This window comes from Streptococcus gallinaceus, from assembly GCF_040545695.1.
Taxonomy (GTDB): Bacteria; Bacillota; Bacilli; order Lactobacillales; family Streptococcaceae; genus Streptococcus; species Streptococcus gallinaceus.
Genome location: NZ_JBEPMK010000004.1, coordinates 30,166 through 52,074 on the forward strand (window position 1 = coordinate 30,166; position 21,909 = coordinate 52,074).

A 21,909-nucleotide genomic window follows, 5' to 3' on the forward strand; every position below is an offset into this window, starting at 1 on the left:
TCCTAGTTTTTATGTACTTTCTTCGCAACGCGCAACTTAGCAGAATGAGAGCGGTTATTGGCTTCTAACTCTTCTTCGATTGGCAAAATTGGTTTGCGATTAACCAATTCCAATGGTGCCTTCAAGTCGTCTGGGATGAAAGGCAAGCCTTTTGGTACATCCACCGTACTGTATTCCTTGAAAAGCTGCTTGGTCAGGCGATCTTCCAATGAATGGAAGGTGATAACCGATATCCGACCATCCAGTGCCAACAAATCAATAGCTTGTTGAATGGACTCATCCGCCGCACCTAGCTCATCATTGACCTCAATCCGTATGGCCTGAAAAATCTGTTTAGCAGGGTGTCCCTTTTTCTTGAGCTCTTTAGCTGGTTTGGCTGACTTGATAAACTCAGCCAACTCCGTCGTTGTCTCGATGGGTTTGACTTGACGTGCTTGCTCAATCTTACGCGCAATCTGCTTGGAAAATTTATCCTCTCCATATTTGAAGAAAATCCGTACCAAGTCATGGTAATCGTACTGATTGACAACTTGAAAGGCCGACAAGCTCTGCTCACGATTCATTCGCATATCTAGCGGCGCATCTTTTTTATAAGAAAAACCACGCTCACGCTCATCTAATTGTGGACTGGACACACCCAAATCGTAACAAATCCCATCAATCTCTGTCACACCTAACTCTGCTAAACGCGTTTTGAGATTACGAAAATTATCCTTGATAAAGGTCACCATGCCTTTTTCAATAAACGAAGCTAGGCGGATGTGGGCATTATCAATGGCCGTCTGATCTTGGTCAAACGCATACAGATGCCCCTCTTGGCTCAACTGACTAAGCAGGTACTCGCTGTGTCCAGCTCCCCCCAAGGTCGCATCTACGTATACACCATCCGGCTTAATATCTAATAAATCAACCGTCTCATGCAATAGAACAGTTGTGTGATTAAATTCCTTTGTCATATCTGTTTATTATACCATACTTCCAAAAAAAGCTCCTTAAATTCCTATTTTGAAAACTTTTTCACAAAACATGTCATATATAGTTGACATGTCGTCTCATTCTTTTTATAATAACAGTATCAACTATATTTAACTTTTGGTGACGGTAACACCAAAAAATTTTAGGCAAATGTGTCGCATATATCCGACACAATCTAGGAGGTCCTATGAATCGCGTCAAAGAATTTCGAACCGAGGCTGGCTTATCTCAATTGGCTTTAGCCCAAGCTATCGGAGTTTCCAGGCAGACCATCAACATGATTGAAAATGATAAATACAATCCCTCGCTCGACTTGTGTATCAACCTAGCACGAGCCCTCAAAACAGACTTAAACAGCCTCTTTTGGCTAGAAGGAGAAAAACGATGAAAAAAGAAACAGTTACTGAAAAAATGATTAAACACTTTTACGGCATCACAGGTCCGATGGATGAGTACAAACGCCGCGAGGCAGATCGCATTGGAAATATCTGCTTTATCTATCTGACTTGGCTGATTCTGATCGGCAATGTCATTGCTCTTTTTCTCAGCATAAAATTTCCTAAATTCACCGCCATCGCCTACCCTATCTTTTTGATGTTTGGACTATTTATTATCTTTTTCTACGTCATGCTCAAGGTCGACGCTTCCAACCTTACCACTATCGACGAGGAGGAGTTGACTCCTAGCGAACAGAAAAAAATGAAAAACGGTGGCTTAAAAGCTGGTCTATTTTTTGGTTTCTTCATGTATCTCTTTAGCGCTTTTCAGGTATCTTGGTCTGAAAATAAAGATTTTCTCTCACTTCTCTTAAGACCGCTGAATATCATTATCGGCATTATCATGGGGATTCTATTTGGACTAATCATGTCACTAATTGTGCAGGCGCGTAAATTTAAATAACCTAAAAAGTTGCCTAATCTGGTAACTTTTTCTTTCTTTTTTAGAAGAATGTGGTAGAATATCTTCATATTTTAATTTTAGAAGAAACATTTCGAGGAAATCATGCCTATTTTTAGGATTAAACTAACGCCTACTCAACGCATTATTATGAGTTTTTTAGGGGTTATTCTGACAGGGTCACTTTTGTTGACTCTTCCCATCTCCCAACAAGCGACCTCACAGGCTCATTACTGGGATAATCTCTTTACAACTGTATCAATGGTCTGTGTAACAGGACTCTTTACCGTTCCTGTCGCAGCCACCTATACAACTTTCGGTCAGATTATCTGTATGATGCTCATGCAGATTGGAGGGCTAAGCCTAATCAGTTTTATCGGACTGTTCTCCTTGCAAGCACGCCGGAAGCTCAGCTTTATCAATATTGCAACCCTGCAAGAAAGTCTCAGCCGAGACGATACTCGTAACTTCAAGCAGTTTATCTTTTCTGTCTTTCAGTTTACTTTTGCGGTCGAATTACTTGGTGCCTTGCTACTATCTCTGCATTTCGTACCGAAATTTGGTCTAGCTAAGGGGCTCTTTACATCGCTCTTTCTTGCCATTTCTGCTTTTTGTAATGCAGGATTTGACAATATGGGAGCTAACAGCTTGATTGATTACGCTACTGTACCAATCGTCAACTTGGTCATCGCAGCACTCATCATCATGGGGGGCTTGGGTTTCTCCGTCTGGTTTGACTTACAAACCCACTTGACCAAGCAAGGACACTGCCGAAAATTAGCCTTTCATACCAAAGTTGTTGTGATGCTGACTGCATTTATCTTATTCGTCGGGACCACACTGTCTCTTCTTATCGAGTACAACAATCCATCTACAATCGGAAATCTTTCTTTCGGACACAAGGTGATTACTAGCTTCTTCCAAACTGTTACCATGCGGACTGCTGGCTTTGCAACAATTGATTACACCAAGGCACATCCTGTTACCTTATTACTCTACATCTTCCAGATGTTCTTGGGTGGGGCACCAGGTGGTACAGCAGGTGGTTTGAAAATTACAACCTTCCTGGCCTTAGTTCTATTTGCCCGCAGCGAGATTCTCGGTTTGACCCATACCAATTTTATGGGACGAACAATTGATACCGTTACAATTCGTAAGACAGTCGCTCTTTTCAGCGTCTTTCTCATGACTTTTATCCTTGGCCTCTTCGCCATCAGCGTAACAGATCCACAGAAACCTCTGCTCTTTCTAATGTTTGAGGTCATGTCTGCACTTGCGACCGTTGGAGTTACGGCAAACTTGACGCCGACCCTGACACATGCCAGTCAGTTTATCATCATGGCACTCATGTTCTTTGGCCGCATTGGTCCAATGTCCATCCTCATGAGTATCTCAAATCGTAAATCTTCTCGAGAAGATAACATTCAATATGCAAAATCAACAATGATCGTCTAAAGGAGACAACATGCCAGTACAAACTATCGGAATTCTTGGTCTGGGAGTTTTTGGAACCAACATTGCTAAAACATTAGCCAAATACAACAGCCATATCATCGCTGTCGATAACCATGAAAGTCAAATCAATCAAATGGAAGCCATTCTCGCTCGTGGAGTTGTGGGAGACATCACCGACAAAGACTTACTACGCGCAGCTGGCATCGGCTCTTGTGATACCGTTGTGGTCGCAACAGGAAATAACTTAGAATCTAGCGTCCTTGCTGTCCTTCATTGTAAAGCGCTGGGCGTTCCAAAAGTGATTGCAAAAGCTAAAAGTAAAACAACTCGCGAGGTACTTCTCAAAATCGGTGCCGACCGCGTCATCTCACCTGAGCGCGAAACGGGGATTTCCCTTGCAAAACACCTCCTTCACCATGACACAACTGAGTTAATCGAACTAGACGGCAATATCAGTATCGTTGAATTTCAACCACCTGCAAAATGGATTGGCAAAACACTTGCCCAGCTGAATCCGCGTCAAAAATACATGATGAACATCATCGGATACCGCAGCAAATACGGAAGCGACCGCCAACTGCATATCCAACTCTCGCCTGATTACACCTTTAACGAAGACGAGTTGATTATGGCTGTCATGGACAATAACACGGTTGACCATTTTGAAGAGTACACCAACAAAATCTTATAATCATAATCATAAAAAAGAGTGGAATTTTCTCCACTCTCTTTTTGTTTCTATGAATTTGGATCGTCCAAACTACGGCCGTGCAGACCTTTTTCACGTTGGACTTGGCGCAATTTCTCAGGTGTCACATCATTTCCTTCTTCATCAACCAGCTTGATTCCTTCAACATGGTGACGCACAGAACGGCGGAAACCTTCAATGTATTCCTCACGCAACCGCGCTTGCTCAACTTTTTCCTCACCAGTCAGTCCGACTGATTTTTTCTTTTTCGCAAGCTCATTGATACGAGCGATTTTTTCAGGTGTCATGATTCCTCCTTTTTCAACTATTTCTTACGAGTCGTAGACGTGCTTCTATTGCTACAAATCTCTCCACGGTGAATAGTTTGGCTTGGCTTACTTGGTTCGCTCTTTATTTCGTGTTCAACAAATTGAAGACTGCGACCTTCTTAGCTTTGGCAACGAGGCTTGCAAGAAGAGCCAAGCGATTGTTCTTGATTTTCTCGTCTTCTGCCATGACCATGGTATTGTCGAAGAAGTCGTTGATGACTGGACTAAGTGCGAATAGTTTGTCTAAGTTTGCTACCATATCGTCTGTCAATTCAAGCGAAGCGACTGCTTGGCTGAGAGCTGTTTCTTGAGCATTTTCAAAGAGAGAGCTGTCCACCGCCACAGAAGCGTCAGCTTTTTCAGCTAAGTTAAAGGCACGTGACAAGCTTTCAACCGCTTCCTTGTAGCCGTCTGTTTTGCTCTTTTGGGCAATGGCTGCGCTAGCTTCAAGAACAAGACGAACTACGAAAGTATCCGATGCCAATACAGCTTCACGGATATCCTTAGCAATCGCTGCATCCATCATCTTCTCAATACGAGCAGAGATGAAGGTCATAACCTCGTCTTGATGTGCATAGGTCAAGCTGTCAAATGACAAACCGTACAGGCTAGCAATCAACTCATCAAGCGGAATTTCCCAGCCAAAGGCATCCAAGATACGAACGATACCTTGAGTCGCACGACGAAGCGCGTAAGGGTCATTCGAACCACTCGGAATCAAGCTCACTGAGAAGAAGGACAAGAGCGTATCCAACTTATCTGCAAGAGCCAATACAGCCCCTACTTTTGTCTCAGGAAGTGCTCCATCAGCGGATGTTGGCATATAGTGTTCACGGATAGCTGTCGCAACAGCTGCATCTTCACCGGCAAGGAGAGCGTATTTTTCCCCCATCAAACCTTGAAGCTCATCGAACTCTCCGACCATACCAGTCAAGAGGTCAAATTTGTAGATAGCTGCAGCACGAAGCACAGCTGCCTTTTCATCTGCTGAGAGCTCAGCTTGGTCAGCAAGATAATCTGCGATGACTTTTGTGCGATCCATGTGTTCATGAAGAGAACCGATTTTTTCATGGAAGGTAACGTGTTTGAGTTTTTCAACCAAGTCTGCAATGACTAATTTTTGGTCTTCATTCCAGAAGAATTCCCCATCTTCTAGACGGGCAACCAATACTTTCTCATTTCCTTTGATGACATTCTCGATGTGCTCAGCATTCCCGTTACGGACAGAGATGAAGTTTGGCAAGAGCTTGCCATTTAGGTCACGAACAACAAAATAACGTTGGTGGTTCTTCATTGAGGTAACCAACACTTCTTCAGGTACATCCAGATACTTGGTGTCAAATGAACCAACAAAGGCAGTTGGGTATTCGACCAAGTTGAGGACTTCGTTGAGAAGATCGGCATCAATTTCTACCTGAACATTGCGTTCTGCTTCGATAGCTTTGATTTGGTCTACAATCATAGCTTCACGTTCAGCTGCATCTGCGATGACAAATTGCTGACGCAAATCATCTTCATAAGAATTAGCTGAAGCAATTTCAGTTTCTTGCCCCAAGAAACGGTGACCACGACTCACACAACCTGAGTGGATATCGAGGAAATCCATATCCAATGCTTGGTCGTCAAGAAGAACTGTCAAAGTATGTACAGGACGGATGTATTCAAAAGTATTTCCAGCCCAGTGCATGTTAACTGGGAAAGTCAAGCTTGCAAGAACTTCTGGCACGCCAGCAAGCACTTCAACTGCATCTTTTCCAGTTTCATGTTTTGTGACATAAACATATTCTTCGCCCTTGATTTCACGGAATTCGATATCATCAACGGTCAAGCCTTTTCCACGAACAAATCCTTGTGCCGCTTTTGAGAAATTTCCTTCAGCATCCAAGGCAATTTTCTTAGATGGCCCTTTGAAGTCTTCTGTCAAATCTGTTTGTTTGTCTGCCAAGCCCTTAACACGAACTGCCAAGCGACGAGGTGTTGAAAATGTCTGAATGGACTCGAAAGACAGGCGATTGTCCGTCAAAAATGTCGCCATTTTTTGGCCCAATTGTTTCTCACTTGGGGTCACGACATAGGCTGGCAATTCTTCCAAACCGAGTTCTACTAATAAATCTTTTGTCATGTGTTACTCCTTACTGGTAAAATGTTGCAAAAACAGCATCCAAATCTTTAGCGGCCTTTTCCAAAACCTTGTCGGCGCCCAAGACACTTGTGCCTTCGGCACGGATAATATGAAAATCAGAAAATCCCATAAATTCCTCGTAAATGGCTCTCAGATACAGGGCTGGAAACTCATAGGGAGTGTAGCGACCATTGTCCGAATAAACGGAACCTGATGCCTCTAAGAGAATCACCCGATAATCATCGGTCATCAGACCAACTGATCCATCTTTGGTGTATTTGAAGGTCTCGCCTGCCACCAAAATATTATCAATGTAAGATTTAGCACGCGCTGTGACATTAAAATTGTGCATAGGCGATACAAATGCTTGCCGTTTGTGGGCCTTAAATTGGGCTAAAAGTGACTGAGACTGGGTGGCCAATTTCGCTTCTTGCGCCGTCAGTTCTTGGCCTGTTCCCAACTTTTTCCACACCGCCAACAAGCCTTCCTTACTGATTTCTGGAATTTCTGTATCGTAGAGATTTAAAATTGTCAGCTTACTTTGTGGAAAAGCCTGTGTGAATTTCTGGCAAAACAACTCTTGTAAACGATGAGAAAAGGATTGTGGATTTCCAAAATCTGGATGGCTGTTAATAATCAGTGTATCCATTATTCTTCCTCAGCCAACAATTGCTCACGTGTTGCTTCATCCAAAAGTGGGAAACCAAGTTTTTTACGCTCTGCGACGAATGTTTTGGCAACCACACGCGCCAAGTTACGAATACGAGCGATGTAGCCTGCACGTTCCGTTACAGAAACCGCACCGCGCGCATCAAGCAAGTTGAAGGTATGTGAACATTTGAGAACGTAGTCATAAGCTGGGTGAACAAGACCTTCTTCCAAAGCACGTGCTGCTTCTTTTTCAAATTTTTCAAAATTTTCAAGCAGCATGTCTTGGTCTGAAATTTCAAATGAATATTTTGAATGCTCATACTCAGGCTGGGTAAAGATTTCCCCATATTTAACACCTGGCGCCCATTCGATATCATAAACCGAATCCACTTCTTGGATGTAAGAAGCCAAACGTTCAAGACCATAAGTAACCTCAGACGTTACAGGACCAGTTTGCAAGCCACCAACTTGTTGGAAGTAAGTGAACTGTGTGATTTCCATTCCGTCAAGCCATACTTCCCAACCAAGCCCCGCAGAACCTGTTGATGGATTTTCCCAGTTGTCTTCAACGAAACGAATATCGTGTTCCAGTGGGTTAATTCCCAGCAATTCCAATGATTTCAAATACAATTCTTGGATATTGGATGGCGATGGTTTCATGACCACTTGGAATTGGTGATGTTGGTAAAGACGGTTAGGATTTTCCCCATAACGACCATCGGCAGGACGACGTGAAGGCTCTACGTAAGCCGCATTCCATGGCTCAGGACCGATGGCGCGCAGGAAAGTGTAGGGTGACATGGTACCCGCACCTTTTTCATTGTCGTAAGCCTGCATCAACATACAGCCTTGGTCGTTCCAGTATTGTTGCAAGGTCAAGATAATTTCTTGAAAAGTAAGTTTTTTACTCAATGTAGTATCTCCTTTTTAAAATAGATTGGCACAAGCAAAAAGAACCATTTTCTCCCCTCCTATGCCGAATGACATAGGGGCGTCGAAACGCGGTTCCACCCTAATTTATAACTTCATTTCTAACTATTAAATATCCGAAAGCGCCAGTTCTTTAGTAAACAGGACCCGTCTTCCACTACCACGGGCTCGCTAAACAAGTATTCTAAGACTTTCTTTCTTAGCGACTATTATAGCAAAAAAGTGGGAATTTGTCTAATGATTATACATTAGAAATTCGTTTCATCAGGATTATAGGCTCCTGTCACACCTTGGATAGCTGTAATAGATTCAATATCTTCATCCGATAAAACAAGGTCTTGGAAGTCGAGATTAACAATGATGCGACTATCTGTTACCGACTTAGGCAGGGGTAAAAAGCCATGTGCCCATGACCAGGCAAGGGCAATTTGTGCGACCGACTTATCGTATTTTTCAGCAATAGCCAGCATGGTTGGGTGACTAAAGAGTTCGCCACGTCCCAAGGGGCTCCATGCCTCAATCACGATATTTTTCCCTCTACAATACTGAACAATCTCTTCCTGGTAAACGCCAGGCGCGAGACGGATTTGATTGACCGCAGGGACGATGGCAGCTGTTTTTAAGAGCTCATCTAAGTGGTGAACCATAAAGTTACTCACACCAATTGTACGAATCAGACCCGCTTCAACCATTTCTTCCATGGCACGCCAAGTTTCCGCATTTGCAGATTGCCAGCTGTCACGAAGGTTAACAGGATTTGGCCAATGAATCAAATAAAGGTCCACATAATCCAACTGTAATTTTTGAAGAGATGTTGCTAAAGCTGCTTTTGCTTCGTCATAACCATGGGCATCATTCCACAATTTTGTCGTGATAAAGAGCTCCTCGCGCGGAATCCCTGAATCCTTCAGGGCACGACCAATGCTTTCTTCATTTCCATAATAAGCAGCGGTATCGATATGACGATAACCTGCGTCCAGAGCTGTCAAAACAGCGCGGTAAACCTCATCACCATCTTTTGATAAGTAGGTTCCAAACCCAACTGCAGGTATGGTTAAGCCATTGTTCATTGTGTAGTTTTTCATTGTCAACTCCTATTTGTGACTGAGCTTACGTGAAAGGAAGTCCCCGATAAACTGAATGATAAAGATAATCAGCAAAATCAAAATCGTTGCCAAGAAGGTAACATCATAGTTAAACCGTTGTTGACCATAGACCAAGGCAACCATTCCCAATCCACCTGAGCCAATAGCTCCAGCCATAGCTGTGTATCCAACCAAGGAAACCAGTGAGAAGGTTGTTACACGGATAATTTCTGGCAATCCCTCTCCCAAGTAAACCAGAACAATATCCCAGAAAGTTGCGCCAGATGCTTCTGCTGCTTCAATCACTCCACGGTCCAATTCAGCCAAGACCACCTGCACTTGGCGCGCATAGAATGGAAAGACGGAAAGCGCCAACGGTACCAAGGCCGCATCTGTACCAATGGTTGTCCCGACAATTAACTTGGTCAATGGGAAAATCAAGGCCAAGAGAACAATAAATGGAACCGCACGTAGGATAGAAGAAACCGTATCTAAAATCCAAAAGACGACTTTATTTTCCCGGATACCACTAGGACCTGTGATAACCAAGGCCAGACCTGTCACCAAGCCCATGACACCACCAACTGCAAACGATGCAAAAGTCATGTACAGTGTCAAATACGTTGCTGTCCACCAGCCTGTTTGACCATCCCAGCCAATCTTATACACATCTGGGAAATTGGTCTGAATGTATTGTAAAATCGAATCCAACATTTAATTTCCCTCCTTCAAAATCGTTACTTCAACTTGCGCAGTCTTGATTTCAGCAAGTGCCGCTGTCACATTTTCAGGCTGACCTGATAAGATAACAACCATTTCACCAACTGGCGTATCGTCCAGAATTTCAATATTGGCATACAGAATATTAGCCGTTACTTGATGGTTCTTATAGACTTGATTGAGCAAAGGCTCGTCTGTCGCATGTCCTGCATACTTGAGCTGAACCAACTTTTCGCCTGCTTGTAACTGACGAACGACTTCTTGCTTGTTGATTTTCACCATGGCTTCGTCGATTCCTGTTGCTGTTGTGATGAAGTCTTGGGTCAAGGCTTCTTTCGGATGAGAGAAGATTTCGAGCACAGAGCCTTCTTCAATCAATTGACCATTTTGCATGACAGCCACACGGTTTGCAATGTCCTTGACAATCTGCATTTCGTGGGTAATCAAGACAATGGTCAATCCCAATTTTTGGTTGAGTTCTTGTAAGAGAGCCAAGATTTGCTTGGTTGTTTTTGGGTCCAAGGCTGATGTCGCTTCATCTGAAATCAAAATCTTTGGATCATTTGCCAAGGCACGTGCAATGGCAACCCGTTGCTTTTGACCACCTGACAACTGAGAAGGATAGTTTTCAGCACGATCTGCCAAACCGACCAATTCCAATAATTTTGCAACTTTTTCTGCCTTCTCAGCTTTTGAAAGTCCTGAGTGCTTGAGGGCAAAGGCTACATTTTCTGCTGCAGTCATCTGAGCCATCAGGTTGAAATGCTGGAAAATCATTCCGATTTCGCGGCGCTTCTGACGCAATTGACTAGATTTCAGGGTCACCTTGTCCCCTTCAAAGATGACATCCTCATCAATGGCAATTTTTCCCTTGCTTGGAACCTGCAAGAGGTTGACAACGCGGACCAAAGTTGATTTCCCTGCACCAGAATAACCAACTATCCCATAAATATCGCCTTGATTGATATGGATAGTGACATCTTTAACGGCTTCAATGGTCCGTTTTTTCTGATGAAAAGTCACATCAATATGATCCAACTGAATCATTTTTTTACTCATAACTTGTAATTAACTCCTCGATTAGTTCAATGTGGCTGACATAGTCTGCAATGCGGACATTTTCGTCGCCAGCGTGGTCACGACTATTGGCATTTCCCATCCCAAATCCAGCTTGCGGCACACCCAAAGCATAGAAAACAGTATGCATTGGTCCTGTTCCAGGTGAGGTTGGCAAGACTGCAACCCCTTCTGGTGTTAATTTTTTAGCCAGCTCGATGACATTTAGGATAGACGGAGCAGACATATCACTACGGTAACTCATTTCGCCCAAGGTAAAGTCTACTTGCACCTTTTCAAAGTTATATTTTATCAGATGTTGGCGAATTTTGTCTAGTACATCATGAGGCTCTAAGGCTGGCACCAAGCGGACTTCCATCTTTGCAGATGCTTGCGCTGGGATGATGGTCTTAACACCTTGTCCAAGATAGCCAGTGGATAACCCTTCGATGGTCATAGAAGGCTCAAAATACAAACGTTTCAAAAATTCTTTGCGTTCTTCAACCAAGGTTGGGAGCGTCAAACCGTAAACCTCTGTCACTATTTGGCTAGTTGCTAGGGCAAATTCCTCCACCAAGGCCAACTCGCGTTCATTTGGTTCTTGAACCTTGTCGTAAATACCGTCTACCAAGATACGACCGTCAGCTGCACGCATGGATTGGAGTGCGTTAAGCAGGTACCAAGCTGCAGAATCCACTACACCACCATAAGATGAATGAATATCCAAGTTCGCACTCTTAACAGACACATCAAAGGTTACAATTCCTTTATTGCCACCAGAAATTTCCAATTGGTCCAGCACATTGCGTGAACCTTGCTCCCAGACGAGCAAATCTGCACCGACTAGATGAGATTTGTATTTTTCCAAATACTTATCCAAGTCAACAGAAGCTGACTCTTCTGCCCCTTCCATGATAAAGGTAATATTGACAGGAAGAACTTCATGCTGCGTCAAATACTGTTTAACAGCTGTCAGACGAGCAATAATATGCCCCTTGTCGTCATCTACACCACGGCCGTAAATATGTCCATCACGCACATCCACTTCAAATGGCTGTCCTGTCCAAATTTGGTCACCATCAGCAGGTACTGTATCGTAGTGATTATAAAAAATAATGGTCTTGGCATCGGGAAGTGGACTCTTAAACTTGGCCATCACAAAGGGTGCCGCATAGGAATCATCGAGAAGAACTTCAGCCCCTTCCGCCTCAAATAGCTCTTTCAAAAAAGTCGCAACTTCTAACAATCCAATCTGTTGGGCAAAGATAGATTTTTTTGAAATCAACACTTTCAACACTTCAAAATAGTGCTGAATCACTGCATCGGACTCAAATTCTTGAATTTTATCTAATTTTTCTGCCATGACTTACTCCTTTATAATAAGGCAAATGAGGCGTATGTGTTCACACGCCTCTTGCTATACGATCGTTTTCCCGTTGTTTTTTACCAAACTGGTTCGTCCAAACCGTCTGAAGATTTTTCAATGACTTTTTTCACGTCATCAGTGTGGTAAGCTTTGATGATTTTCTTGATGGCATCAGCCTTGTTTGATTTTTCCCAGTCTTTTTTCGCTGCAATGATGTTGTACCATTGCTCAGAATTTTCGTCTTTCACTTCTTTGTAAAGCGCACTCTTATAGTCCAAACCTGCTTCTTGAACGAAGGTATTGTTCACAACTGCTGCTGCAACTGATTGAAGTGAAGAAGCTGTTTGGCTAGCATCCAATTCGGTTACTTTCAAGTTTTTAGGATTTTCTTTGATGTTGACAACAGTAGCCAATTCAGTTCCTGATACATCCAATTTAATCAAACCAGCTGATTGGAGGAGGTAAAGAGCACGGCTTTCATTTGTTGCATCATTTGGTACTGCAATCTCTGCTCCGTTCGGAATCTCTTCTACTGATTTGTATTTGTTTTTTCCATTTTCGGTACCTGAGTAGAGACGGATTGGTGAGATAATAGTATCCGCAATCGCTACCAAGTCACCTTTATTTTCTTTGTTCCAGTTGTTGAGGAAGTTGTGGTGTTGGAAAGCATTGATATCTACTTCTCCTTCAGCAACTGCGCGGTTTGGTTGAGAATAATCTGTGAACTCAGTGAATTCCAACTTCACATCGTCGCCCAAGAGTTCTTTAATCTTGTCCCATCGCGCTTCTTCTGTTGCGCTCAAGCCCATCACACCGATTTTTACAGTGTTGCTATCAGACTTGCTTGCCTTCTTTGAACCACATGCTGCAAGAGCACCAATTGACAAAACAGCCACAGCTGCTAATCCAAATACTTTTTTAAAATTCATACTTTTTCTCCTTTTTGAATGTGAAGGATTTACTTTCACATCCCTAAGTTTTTTAACTGTCATTATCTTATCACAAAGACAGGCGACTGCCCAATATAGAATTTTTAACTGCCACTTAAAATTCTTTTATCTCCTTTTTGTAAAGTATATAGCCGTAGACTATACCCTATATAAAAAAGAAGCTGAGACACAAGTTCTCAGCCTTTCCTGTTTACAAAGATTCAATCATTTAAAATTCTTTTACTAGATACTCAAAGAGGCGTCTGTTGGCTTCGCTATTTTCTATCAGAAATTCGGGATGCCACTGGAGGCCCAAGAGCGCCTCGCCTTCGTAGGCTTCAATCGTTCCATCGCGCGGATCCTTAGCAGTGACGACCAAACCTTCTCCTAATTCTTTGATACTCTGTCGATGGAGCGAGTTAACCTGACGACTTTGTTGAAAAAGGTGGCTGACTCGACTATTGGGTAGCAACTGAACATCATGGCAAGTTCCTGACAAATCTTCCTGCCAGTGATTAACGATTTCTTGATGAAGACTGCCGCCCAAAGCTACATTCAGCAATTGCATTCCACGGCAAACAGCAAAGATTGGCTTACCTTGCTTCAAAGCCTCTCGAATCAAAGCCAATTCAAATTCATCTCGTTCCAGTGAATAATCATCGCTATCAATGACTTTTTTCTCGCCATAAAATTTGGGATGAACATGCTGACCACCTGATAAAATCAATTTATCAATCATAGACACATAGTCCTTAGCAAGGCTCGGAGCTCCAACGGGAATCACAATCGGAAGCCCTCCCGCCTCTGTTACGCCCTGAGACAAATCACGTCCTACCGCATCATAGACCATGCCTGACATGGCTGGTAACTCCTTGATATTTCCTGAAATTCCAACAATTACCTTAACCATATCTCGTCCTCCTTATTGATGTTTTTATCTTAACACGGAACCTCCACCCCGTCTAATATATAAAATTTAAGGGCGAATAAAGAATTTTAATCTCCTCCTTTAAAGAAAGGGAGCATAGAACTCCTGGAGTTTGGTGAGCAGTTCCTCTTTCTGAGACTGGCTGGTAAAGGATGCGCGGATGGCTGTTTCATTATGCTGCAAAAACTCTTCTATGGTCGTTCCAAAATATTCCACAAAATGGCTGTATTCCTTTGTAAGATTGGTAGCGGACACCGTGCGATTGTCTGTATTGATGGTGATATTAGCGCCCGCCGCTTTTAACTCAAGGTAAGGAAAATCCGCTAGACTGGGTGCTGCTTTGGTTTGAAGATTACTCGTCAGACAGAGCTCCGCAGTTGCACCTTGACGGACAAACTCCTCGATAATCTCCGGTTGATGATGAATGGCTGTCACATGCCCCATCCGCTTGATTCCCATGGCTAAGCTCGTTGAAATATGACTCGGACAACCACACTCACCCGCATGAAGCGTCATGGGAAAACCAGATTCTTGCACTTGATCAATCAGATCTCTGATCGTTTCCGGTGGAAATCCATGCTCATCTCCCGCAAAGTCAAATCCAACCAAGCCTTGTGGTGCTAACTCTGCTAGGTGAAACAAAATATCTCGTGTCGTAGCTGGATTGGATTGGCGCATACCGCATACCAGCAATTTGGCTACAATTCCAAACTCTTTTTCTGCGCGTTGGAGTCCTGTCAAGACAGCCTCTACCGTCTCAATAGCTGTCAATCCTGCATCCATAGACAGTTCCGGTGCAAATCGAATCTCTATATAAAGAACATTTTCTTTCGCTGCTTGCTTAGCTACATCATAAGCTGCCACAGCCAAGGCTTCCTTAGTCTGCAAAAGCGGACGTACAAAATCAAAGGTCTTCAAATAATCCATCAGATTTTCCACATGATCCGGTGCAGTAATACAGGCTTTCAACTCTTCGTCCGACGCAGGAATGCTGATGGTTGCCATTTCTGCCAATTGACGAATAGCTGCTATTGAAAGAGAACCATCTAAGTGACAATGCAATTCTGTTTTGGCTAATTTTTCAAGGATTTTCTTATTCATTTCCGTACTCCCAAAAGGTATTTCTACCATTTTAGCAGAATAAGACGAAAATTCAAGAGATATTTTTGTTTTTATATGTATTTTTCGAATAAAAACCGAACATAAAACACGATAGCCATTTCTAGATATCGTGTTCTTGTATTTATAGATGATTTTTTCTGAAAAAGTGACCGTCTTCCACTTCTACCCAGTCAAATTGATCCGTCAAGGTGAAATCTGAAACTTGGCTCGATAATTTACTCAACTGTTCTTTAGCCCGACTTGGATCAAGCGGCAAATTCGCAGTCAAGAGATACTGAGTATAGGGATGTTGCGGATTTGCAAATAACTTGTCCGCCGGTGCTAACTCTACCAATGCTCCCTTGTAGAGCACTGCAATCCGATCTGAAAAATGCTCAACAACCGTTAAATCATGGGAGATAAAGAGATAGGACAGCTGAAATTCCTCTTGTAGCTCTGCTAACAACTCTAAAATCTGTGATTGGATAGACACATCCAAGGCTGAAGTAGGCTCATCACAGACAATGAACTGAGGACGACTGACTACCGCACGAGCAATTCCAATCCGCTGACGCTGACCGCCACTAAAGGATTTTGGTCGTTTATAGACATCATTTCCGCTGATGCCAACCCGCTCTAATATCGCCAAAGCCTGCTCTTCAGTTTCTTTTTTAGGCAATTTAAAAAGTGGTTCTTTGACAATTTCCAGGGCGGATAAGTGCGGATTTAAGGCTGAAAATGGATCTTGGTAAATAATCTGCAAGGCTTGATTTTTCAAATCTTGGTCTGACAGTCCTGTATAAGAAATGTTGCCAGACGTCGGCGTTTCCAGTCCCAAAATCAACTTAGCCAAGGTAGACTTGCCCGAACCCGACTCTCCGACCAACCCCAAGGTCTCTCCCTTGTACAAGGCCAAGTCTACCCCATTTACAGCCACATGACGCTGCTCTTGCCCTAGGATGTTTTTCTTGGAATAGACCTTCTCCACACCATTTACTTGAATGAAAACAGGTTTAGACATGGCTCATCTCCTTTCTCACTCGATGGCTTGGCGATACAGCTACCAGCTCTGTGAGACCCGCTACCTGCACATCTGTCTTACTCGCACTTGCTTCTAGACGAGCTGCACGTAGCAATTCCTGGGTGTAAGGATGGAGTGGATTTTGGAAAATATCGTCCACCGTTCCTTCCTCGACAAATTCTCCTTGACGCATGACCTTGACTTGGTCACACAAACCTGCAATCACACTAAAATCATGGCTGACAATCACAACCGTCAAGCCCAATGTTTCCTGCAATTCCTTGAGCAGGGCTAAAATTTGAGCCTGAATGGTTACGTCAAGCGCCGTTGTCGGCTCATCAGCAATCAGTACCTTTGGATTGGCCAAGAGAGCCATTGCGATCAAAATACGCTGGCGCATGCCTCCTGAAAATTCAAAAGGATACTGCATGAGACGGAGTTCTGGATTTTGAATTCCCACCCTTCCCAAAATTTCAAGAATTTTGACTTGCCCTTCTTCTTTTGATAAATTGGGCTGAAAACGTCTCACAACTTCTTCTAGGTGGGAACCAATTTTGCGCAGGGGATTGAGCGAGGTCATGGGATCTTGGAAAATCATAGCCACCGGAAGTGAGCTTTGCCGGTCGATTGACTGCCCCTCGACTTCGATAGCATCATAGTCTACCTTCAAGCCCTTTGGTACAATCCCAAGCACAGACTTCATGGTCAGACTTTTTCCGCTTCCCGATTCACCCACAATGCCTAAAATTTGACCTGAAGGTACTGTCACATCCACACCCTTGACCAAGGTCTGATGAGATTTCTTACCCGTTTTGTCAATGCGTAAATTTTTAATGGCTAAACTAGTTGTCATCAACAGTCACCTCCTTTTGCAAACTATCGCGAATCAAATCTCCAAGATTGTTGAAGGAATAAATCGTAAACAGGATAAACAAGCCCGGTAAAATGGCCATGTAAGGAGCACTTTGCAAGGTCGATTGGGCATTTTGCAAGAGACTTCCCCACGATGCCAAGGGCTGCTGAATCCCAATTCCTAAGAAACTCAGAGCTGACTCTGTCATAATGGCAGAGGAAATGCTAGCTGATGCCGCCACAATCAAGGTCGGCAAAATTGCCGGTAAAATATGACGACCAATAATCACCGAACGTTTGACGCCGATAAAGGACGCATATTGGACATAATCATGCACCTTGGCAGCCAAGGTCTCCGCACGAATCAGCCGCGCAATGGACATCCATGAGAAGCCACCGATAACAATAATAATCGTCGTCAATCCTGGTTTCAAAAAGACACTCAACACAATGACCAGCACCAACCAAGGAATTGAAGACAAGACATCCACAATACGCATCAACACATTGTCAATCTTTCCACCGAAGAAACCAGCTGTCAGACCAACCAGACTACCTATCGTAACAGAAGCTAGCATGGCCAAAACTCCGACTAAAAGTGAAATTCTCCCACCGTAGACCACTCGAATAAAGTAATCACGTCCGACATTGTCTGTCCCGAAAATATGGGCCAGGCTCGGCGCTTGATTCATCTGACTGACATTGGTTGCGTTTGGATCAATAGGAATAAGTGGTGCAACCAATGATAGAATCAACAACAATACTAAAAATCCCGCTGAGAATAAATAGAGGGGAGAAGCCAACAATTCTTCTTTTAATTTTTTGAAAAATGTCATCCCTGTCCTCCTTTGGTAATACGTGGGTCAACGATTGAATAGAGGATATCCGATAAAAGATTTCCTAAAATGACCAAGGTTGCCGACAAGAGCATGACCGCCATAATAACAGGGTAGTCCAAGCTCCGCGTTGCAGTTGTCAGATAAGGGCCAACACCTGGCCAAGCATAGATTGTTTCTGTAATCAAAGCCCCAGTTACCAGCATAGGAAGTGCCATCCCAATCTGCGTCACAATCGGAATCAAAACATTACGCGAGATATGTCTGCCGAAAATAGCTGCGCGAGACGCTTGAAAAGCCTCTTGAACCGTCACATAGTCCTTGTCCACCTCTACGATAGCCGCCGTCCGAATATAACGGATTAACTCAGGCATAAAGGCCATGGTCAAGGTGATGTAGGGCAGAGCAAAATGTGCAAGAAAATCGCCAACATCACCTTCCTTGCCCAGCGTATGCATGCCGATGAAAGGTAAGGCATTCAAGCGGTAGCCAAAAATGTAAATCAAAATCATGGCAAACCAGAAAGTCGGAACGGCAATTCCAAAAGAGGCAAAACCATCAATCATACGGTCTACCCATTTCCCACGATTGGCTGCCGACACAAGCCCCAAGACAATCGCTAAAACCAAAGCTGTCACATAAGCAGGCAAGACCAAGGAAATCGTATGAGGAATCTTTTCCGCCAAATCCGCCGCGATGCTGTGCTGGGTCAAAAGTGAATTCCCAAAATCTCCCGTCAAAATCCCTTTCAACCAAATCAAGTACTGACTAAAGAAAGGCTGGTTCAACCCATGCTGCTCCTTCAATATCTCGATCTGCTCTGGTGTCATATTAGGCGTCGCGAGCGAATCAATGACATCATAGGGAGCCAGTTGAATCAGGGAAAATACGATAAAGGAAATGACCAGCAATAAGGGAATAGCTTGGGCAATTCGCTTTAAAATATATTTGAACATTTTTTCTCCTATAAATGCCTAAAACTGGAGCAATGTCCAGTCTCAGGTCTATCATCTTGTTCACCTAGTTTTTAACTGTAAGTTTTGACGGATCTTCAAAAGTATAAATTGGAATCAAACCAGCTTTTTCAACATTGCCAATCCGTTTGTTAACCGCCAAGATTTTCTTATTGTCAACAATTGGGTAAATGGCTGCCTCATCGGCTAAGCTTGCTTGCAAGTCATCGTAAATTTTTTCACGTTTTTCCTTGTCCAACTCAACAGCTCCTTGGCTAAAGAGCTCATCAACCTTACTTGACTTCAAGTGGAAGTAGTTTGAACCACCACCTGATTTGAAAAGTCGAGCATATTGTTCAGGGTCATTCCCCATGATATAACCGTTCAAGAAAAGGTCATACATAGTTGAGTCCGGTTTACGGATTTCAGTTGAAATGGCCGTTGAGTCTCCTCCAGCAAGTTCAACCGTGATGCCTACCTTGGCAAGTTGTTCTTGAATCAAGGTTGCTTGCAAGGTTTGTGCTACATCTGAAGCTGAGTAAGCTAGATTGAGTTTCAAGTTAGACACACCAGCTTCTGCTAATAATTTTTTAGCCTTTTCGAGGTTTTGGCTGTATTTTTCAACTTTTTTAGTTTGATATGGGTTGGCTACTGGCAAGAATGAATAAGGTGTTTCATAGTATTCTTTATCCAAATAAGCCGCTTGGTTCATCTCATCTTTGTTGAGAGCATAGAGAACCGCTTGACGAACACGAACATCTTTCAATTCCTCTGTCAATGTATTGAGTCCCATGTAGCCGACACGATTTTCAGTGTAAGCATAGGTCGTGATTTTGTTCTTATCTAAGTCAGCGATATCCGTTGGCAATACGAAGGCTGCATCCACTTCACCTGTTTGAAGGGCAACTTTTGTCGTATCTGCACTTGAGATGATACGAAGTACAAGATTTTCAATCTTAGCCTTGCCTTTGTAATAATTTTCATTGGCAGCCAACTTGATGTACTCACCGTGCTTGTATTCTACTAACTTATAAGGCCCTGTTCCAACTGCCTCGTTTGTCAACTGGCTAACGGAGAAGTCAGGTTCATCATTGTAAGCGTGTTTTGGTACAATGTAGGTCTCGGTAACAATATTGTCCAAGGCCGCTGCGCTAACAGATGGAAGGATAAATTTAACCGTGTAATCATCCACTTTTTCAAAGGTTACAGGTTTGTCGTTGATCCAAAGACCATCCGCATTCCCATTTTCTTTTTTAGCTTTTTGCTCGTAGGTAAAGATGACATCATCCGCAGTGAATTTCTCACCATCAGACCATTTGACATCCTGGCGCAATTTAACGGTGATGGAAAGACCATCTTTTGCGATTTCGTAGCTATCTGCTAATTCATTGACATAAGAACCATCTGCCTCCACGCGCACAAGCGGTGAGTAAATCATGTTTGTCAAGGTTAATCCCCAACGGTCACTGGTATTGATTGGATTGGTTGAACTTGGGTCTCCATTGATTGCATAGGTAAATGTTCCTGAGCTTGCTGCTGTAGTAGACGAGCTTGTTTTAGTGCTTGAAGCTGAACCACAAGCAGCCAAGGTTACCACTGCTACGGCTGAAAGCAGACCTGCAACTAACTTTTTCTTCATCTCTGTCTCCTTAAACTTTTCTTAATAGGTATGGTCATTATCTTATCAGTTTCACTAGTTCTTGACAAATATATAGAATTAAAGAACTCTTAAAAAATTTTAATACCTAAATGATTGACATGCAAAAAAGACCGGACAAAGTCCAGTCTTTCATCTTAAAATCCTTCTACGTTTGTATAGATTTTTTGTACATCTTCGTCGTCCTCAAGGGCGTCGTAGAGTTTTTCAAAGGTAGCCAAGTCATCACCTTCAAGGACAACTTCTGATTGAGGAATCATTTCTAACTCTGTCACTTGGAATTCTTCAATACCATTTGCGCGAAGGGCTTCAATCCCTTTATGAAGATCTGTTGGAGCAGTGTAAACAGTGATTGAACCTTCTTCTGCTTCTACATCATCCACTTCCACATCCGCTTCTAGCAACAGTTCGAAGATGCTATCTGCATCGTCACCGGCAAATACGATAACCCCTTTTTTGTCAAAGAGATACGAAACGGAACCAGATGCACCCATATTTCCACCGTTTTTACCATAAGCAGCACGAACGTTGGCAGCTGTACGATTCACATTTGATGTCAAGGTATCCACGATAATCATAGAACCATTTGGTCCAAATCCTTCGTAACGACCTTCCACGAAGGTTTCATCTGTATTTCCCTTAGCCTTATCAATGGCTTTATCGATAACGTGGCGTGGTACTTGTGCTTGCTTGGCACGATCCACTACGAATTTGAGCGCTGCATTGCTTTCTGGATCTGGATCACCTTTTTTAGCGGCTACATAGATTTCTACACCGAATTTTGCATAAACTTTTGAGTTTGCACCGTCTTTAGCTGTTTTCTTAGCTACGATATTGGCCCATTTACGTCCCATGGGATTCACCTCTTATATGATGTTTTTCTTATTTTGAAAATAGCAGAACTAATTTCAGACTGCCCTATTATACCACATTCTTGGATTTTTGAGAAGAAAGGAAAGATTTTTCACTATACAGTTGACATGTATAGTCCAACGATATACAATAGAACTATAAAGTTAAACTGTATAGAAAGGAGATATTTCCTATGAAACGAAATAAATACTTGCCCTTAACGGAAACGACCTACTATATCTTACTAGCATTACTCGAGCCCGCACACGGTTACGCCATCATGCAAGATATAGAAGAATTGAGCAAAGGAGATGTCAAAATCGCAGCCGGAACCATGTACGGAGCCATTGAAAATCTTTTAAAACTCGGCTGGATCCATTCTGTCCCTAGCGAAGACAAACGTCGCAAGGTCTACCAGATTACAACTAGCGGTCGGGAAATTCTCCAGCTCGAAACCGAGCGCATTCGTAAATTGAGCCAACTTGCTGAAAAATTACATTTCTAGG

General features: G+C 43.0%; 23 protein-coding genes. 5 read left to right on the forward strand and 18 right to left on the reverse strand.

Features of this window, described 5'->3' with window-relative positions:
- Positions 1-2: 2 nt before the first annotated feature.
- Positions 3-956: a 16S rRNA (cytosine(1402)-N(4))-methyltransferase RsmH gene (gene rsmH / locus ABID27_RS06020; RefSeq protein WP_354280964.1), complete on the reverse strand. Its 954-nt coding sequence runs from the start codon at positions 954-956 to the stop codon at positions 3-5.
- A gap of 206 nt (positions 957-1,162) precedes the next feature.
- Between rsmH and ABID27_RS06025 the strand changes: the two genes are divergently transcribed.
- The 4 genes from ABID27_RS06025 to ABID27_RS06040 all read left to right on the forward strand — a co-directional run bounded on the left by ABID27_RS06025 (position 1,163) and on the right by ABID27_RS06040 (position 4,018).
- Positions 1,163-1,363, forward strand: coding sequence for a helix-turn-helix transcriptional regulator (locus ABID27_RS06025; RefSeq protein WP_253365281.1), 201 nt, complete (start codon positions 1,163-1,165; stop codon positions 1,361-1,363).
- A complete protein-coding gene (locus ABID27_RS06030) occupies positions 1,360-1,875 on the forward strand; it encodes a DUF3278 domain-containing protein (RefSeq protein ID WP_253365279.1) in 516 nt (171 codons plus the stop codon). Before ABID27_RS06025 ends, ABID27_RS06030 begins: the two co-directional genes overlap by 4 nt.
- Before the next feature lie 102 nt (positions 1,876-1,977).
- The gene (locus tag ABID27_RS06035) at positions 1,978-3,327 is read left to right on the forward strand and encodes a TrkH family potassium uptake protein (protein WP_354280967.1); all 1,350 of its coding nucleotides are present in this window, start codon (positions 1,978-1,980) and stop codon (positions 3,325-3,327) included.
- 10 nt (positions 3,328-3,337) lie between these two features.
- The gene (locus tag ABID27_RS06040; protein WP_253365277.1) at positions 3,338-4,018 is read left to right on the forward strand and encodes a potassium channel family protein; all 681 of its coding nucleotides are present in this window, start codon (positions 3,338-3,340) and stop codon (positions 4,016-4,018) included.
- A 47-nt stretch (positions 4,019-4,065) separates the two neighbouring features.
- Here the strand turns inward: ABID27_RS06040 and ABID27_RS06045 are convergent, their stop codons facing one another.
- From ABID27_RS06045 to ABID27_RS06125, 17 genes are all read right to left on the reverse strand, one after another.
- The gene (locus ABID27_RS06045) at positions 4,066-4,323 is read right to left on the reverse strand and encodes a DUF896 family protein (RefSeq protein WP_354280969.1); all 258 of its coding nucleotides are present in this window, start codon (positions 4,321-4,323) and stop codon (positions 4,066-4,068) included.
- Positions 4,324-4,426: 103 nt separating this feature from the next.
- On the reverse strand, positions 4,427-6,466 hold the full coding sequence (gene glyS / locus ABID27_RS06050) for a glycine--tRNA ligase subunit beta (RefSeq protein WP_354280971.1): 2,040 nt from the start codon (positions 6,464-6,466) through the stop codon (positions 4,427-4,429).
- Positions 6,467-6,476: 10 nt separating this feature from the next.
- On the reverse strand, positions 6,477-7,115 hold the full coding sequence (locus tag ABID27_RS06055; protein ID WP_354280974.1) for an FMN-dependent NADH-azoreductase: 639 nt from the start codon (positions 7,113-7,115) through the stop codon (positions 6,477-6,479).
- On the reverse strand, positions 7,115-8,029 hold the full coding sequence (gene glyQ, locus ABID27_RS06060; RefSeq protein WP_354280976.1) for a glycine--tRNA ligase subunit alpha: 915 nt from the start codon (positions 8,027-8,029) through the stop codon (positions 7,115-7,117). The genes ABID27_RS06055 and glyQ overlap by 1 nt, the downstream gene beginning before the upstream one ends.
- A 266-nt stretch (positions 8,030-8,295) precedes the next feature.
- A complete protein-coding gene (locus tag ABID27_RS06065; RefSeq protein ID WP_354280978.1) occupies positions 8,296-9,132 on the reverse strand; it encodes an aldo/keto reductase in 837 nt (278 codons plus the stop codon).
- Between the two features lie 9 nt (positions 9,133-9,141).
- Entirely contained in the window at positions 9,142-9,834 is a 693-nt protein-coding gene (locus ABID27_RS06070) for a methionine ABC transporter permease (RefSeq protein WP_253365350.1), read from the reverse strand.
- 12 nt (positions 9,835-9,846) lie between these two features.
- Entirely contained in the window at positions 9,847-10,911 is a 1,065-nt protein-coding gene (locus ABID27_RS06075) for a methionine ABC transporter ATP-binding protein (protein ID WP_354280980.1), read from the reverse strand.
- Positions 10,904-12,271, reverse strand: a complete 1,368-nt coding sequence (locus tag ABID27_RS06080; RefSeq protein WP_354280982.1) for a M20/M25/M40 family metallo-hydrolase — start codon at positions 12,269-12,271, stop codon at positions 10,904-10,906. Before ABID27_RS06080 ends, ABID27_RS06075 begins: the two co-directional genes overlap by 8 nt.
- 80 nt (positions 12,272-12,351) lie before the next feature.
- Positions 12,352-13,203 (reverse strand): MetQ/NlpA family ABC transporter substrate-binding protein, encoded by an 852-nt coding sequence (locus ABID27_RS06085; protein WP_253365261.1) that lies wholly within the window; start codon positions 13,201-13,203, stop codon positions 12,352-12,354.
- A gap of 229 nt (positions 13,204-13,432) precedes the next feature.
- Positions 13,433-14,113, reverse strand: coding sequence for a gamma-glutamyl-gamma-aminobutyrate hydrolase family protein (locus ABID27_RS06090; protein WP_354280984.1), 681 nt, complete (start codon positions 14,111-14,113; stop codon positions 13,433-13,435).
- Between the two features lie 99 nt (positions 14,114-14,212).
- Positions 14,213-15,232: an adenosine deaminase gene (gene add / locus ABID27_RS06095; protein ID WP_354280986.1), complete on the reverse strand. Its 1,020-nt coding sequence runs from the start codon at positions 15,230-15,232 to the stop codon at positions 14,213-14,215.
- Between the two features lie 142 nt (positions 15,233-15,374).
- Positions 15,375-16,253, reverse strand: a complete 879-nt coding sequence (locus ABID27_RS06100) for an ATP-binding cassette domain-containing protein (protein WP_354280988.1) — start codon at positions 16,251-16,253, stop codon at positions 15,375-15,377.
- Positions 16,246-17,109, reverse strand: a complete 864-nt coding sequence (locus tag ABID27_RS06105) for an ABC transporter ATP-binding protein (protein ID WP_435533069.1) — start codon at positions 17,107-17,109, stop codon at positions 16,246-16,248. The genes ABID27_RS06100 and ABID27_RS06105 overlap by 8 nt, the downstream gene beginning before the upstream one ends.
- On the reverse strand, positions 17,096-17,941 hold the full coding sequence (locus ABID27_RS06110) for an ABC transporter permease (RefSeq protein ID WP_253636121.1): 846 nt from the start codon (positions 17,939-17,941) through the stop codon (positions 17,096-17,098). The genes ABID27_RS06105 and ABID27_RS06110 overlap by 14 nt, the downstream gene beginning before the upstream one ends.
- The gene (locus tag ABID27_RS06115; protein ID WP_253636120.1) at positions 17,938-18,897 is read right to left on the reverse strand and encodes an ABC transporter permease; all 960 of its coding nucleotides are present in this window, start codon (positions 18,895-18,897) and stop codon (positions 17,938-17,940) included. Before ABID27_RS06115 ends, ABID27_RS06110 begins: the two co-directional genes overlap by 4 nt.
- Before the next feature lie 64 nt (positions 18,898-18,961).
- Complete coding sequence (locus ABID27_RS06120) at positions 18,962-20,533, reverse strand: ABC transporter substrate-binding protein (protein WP_354280993.1); 1,572 nt, start codon at positions 20,531-20,533, stop codon at positions 18,962-18,964.
- Between the two features lie 155 nt (positions 20,534-20,688).
- Entirely contained in the window at positions 20,689-21,405 is a 717-nt protein-coding gene (locus ABID27_RS06125; protein WP_253365245.1) for a YebC/PmpR family DNA-binding transcriptional regulator, read from the reverse strand.
- Positions 21,406-21,596: 191 nt separating this feature from the next.
- Between ABID27_RS06125 and ABID27_RS06130 the strand changes: the two genes are divergently transcribed.
- Positions 21,597-21,908: a PadR family transcriptional regulator gene (locus ABID27_RS06130; protein ID WP_253365243.1), complete on the forward strand. Its 312-nt coding sequence runs from the start codon at positions 21,597-21,599 to the stop codon at positions 21,906-21,908.
- Position 21,909: the final 1 nt, after the last annotated feature.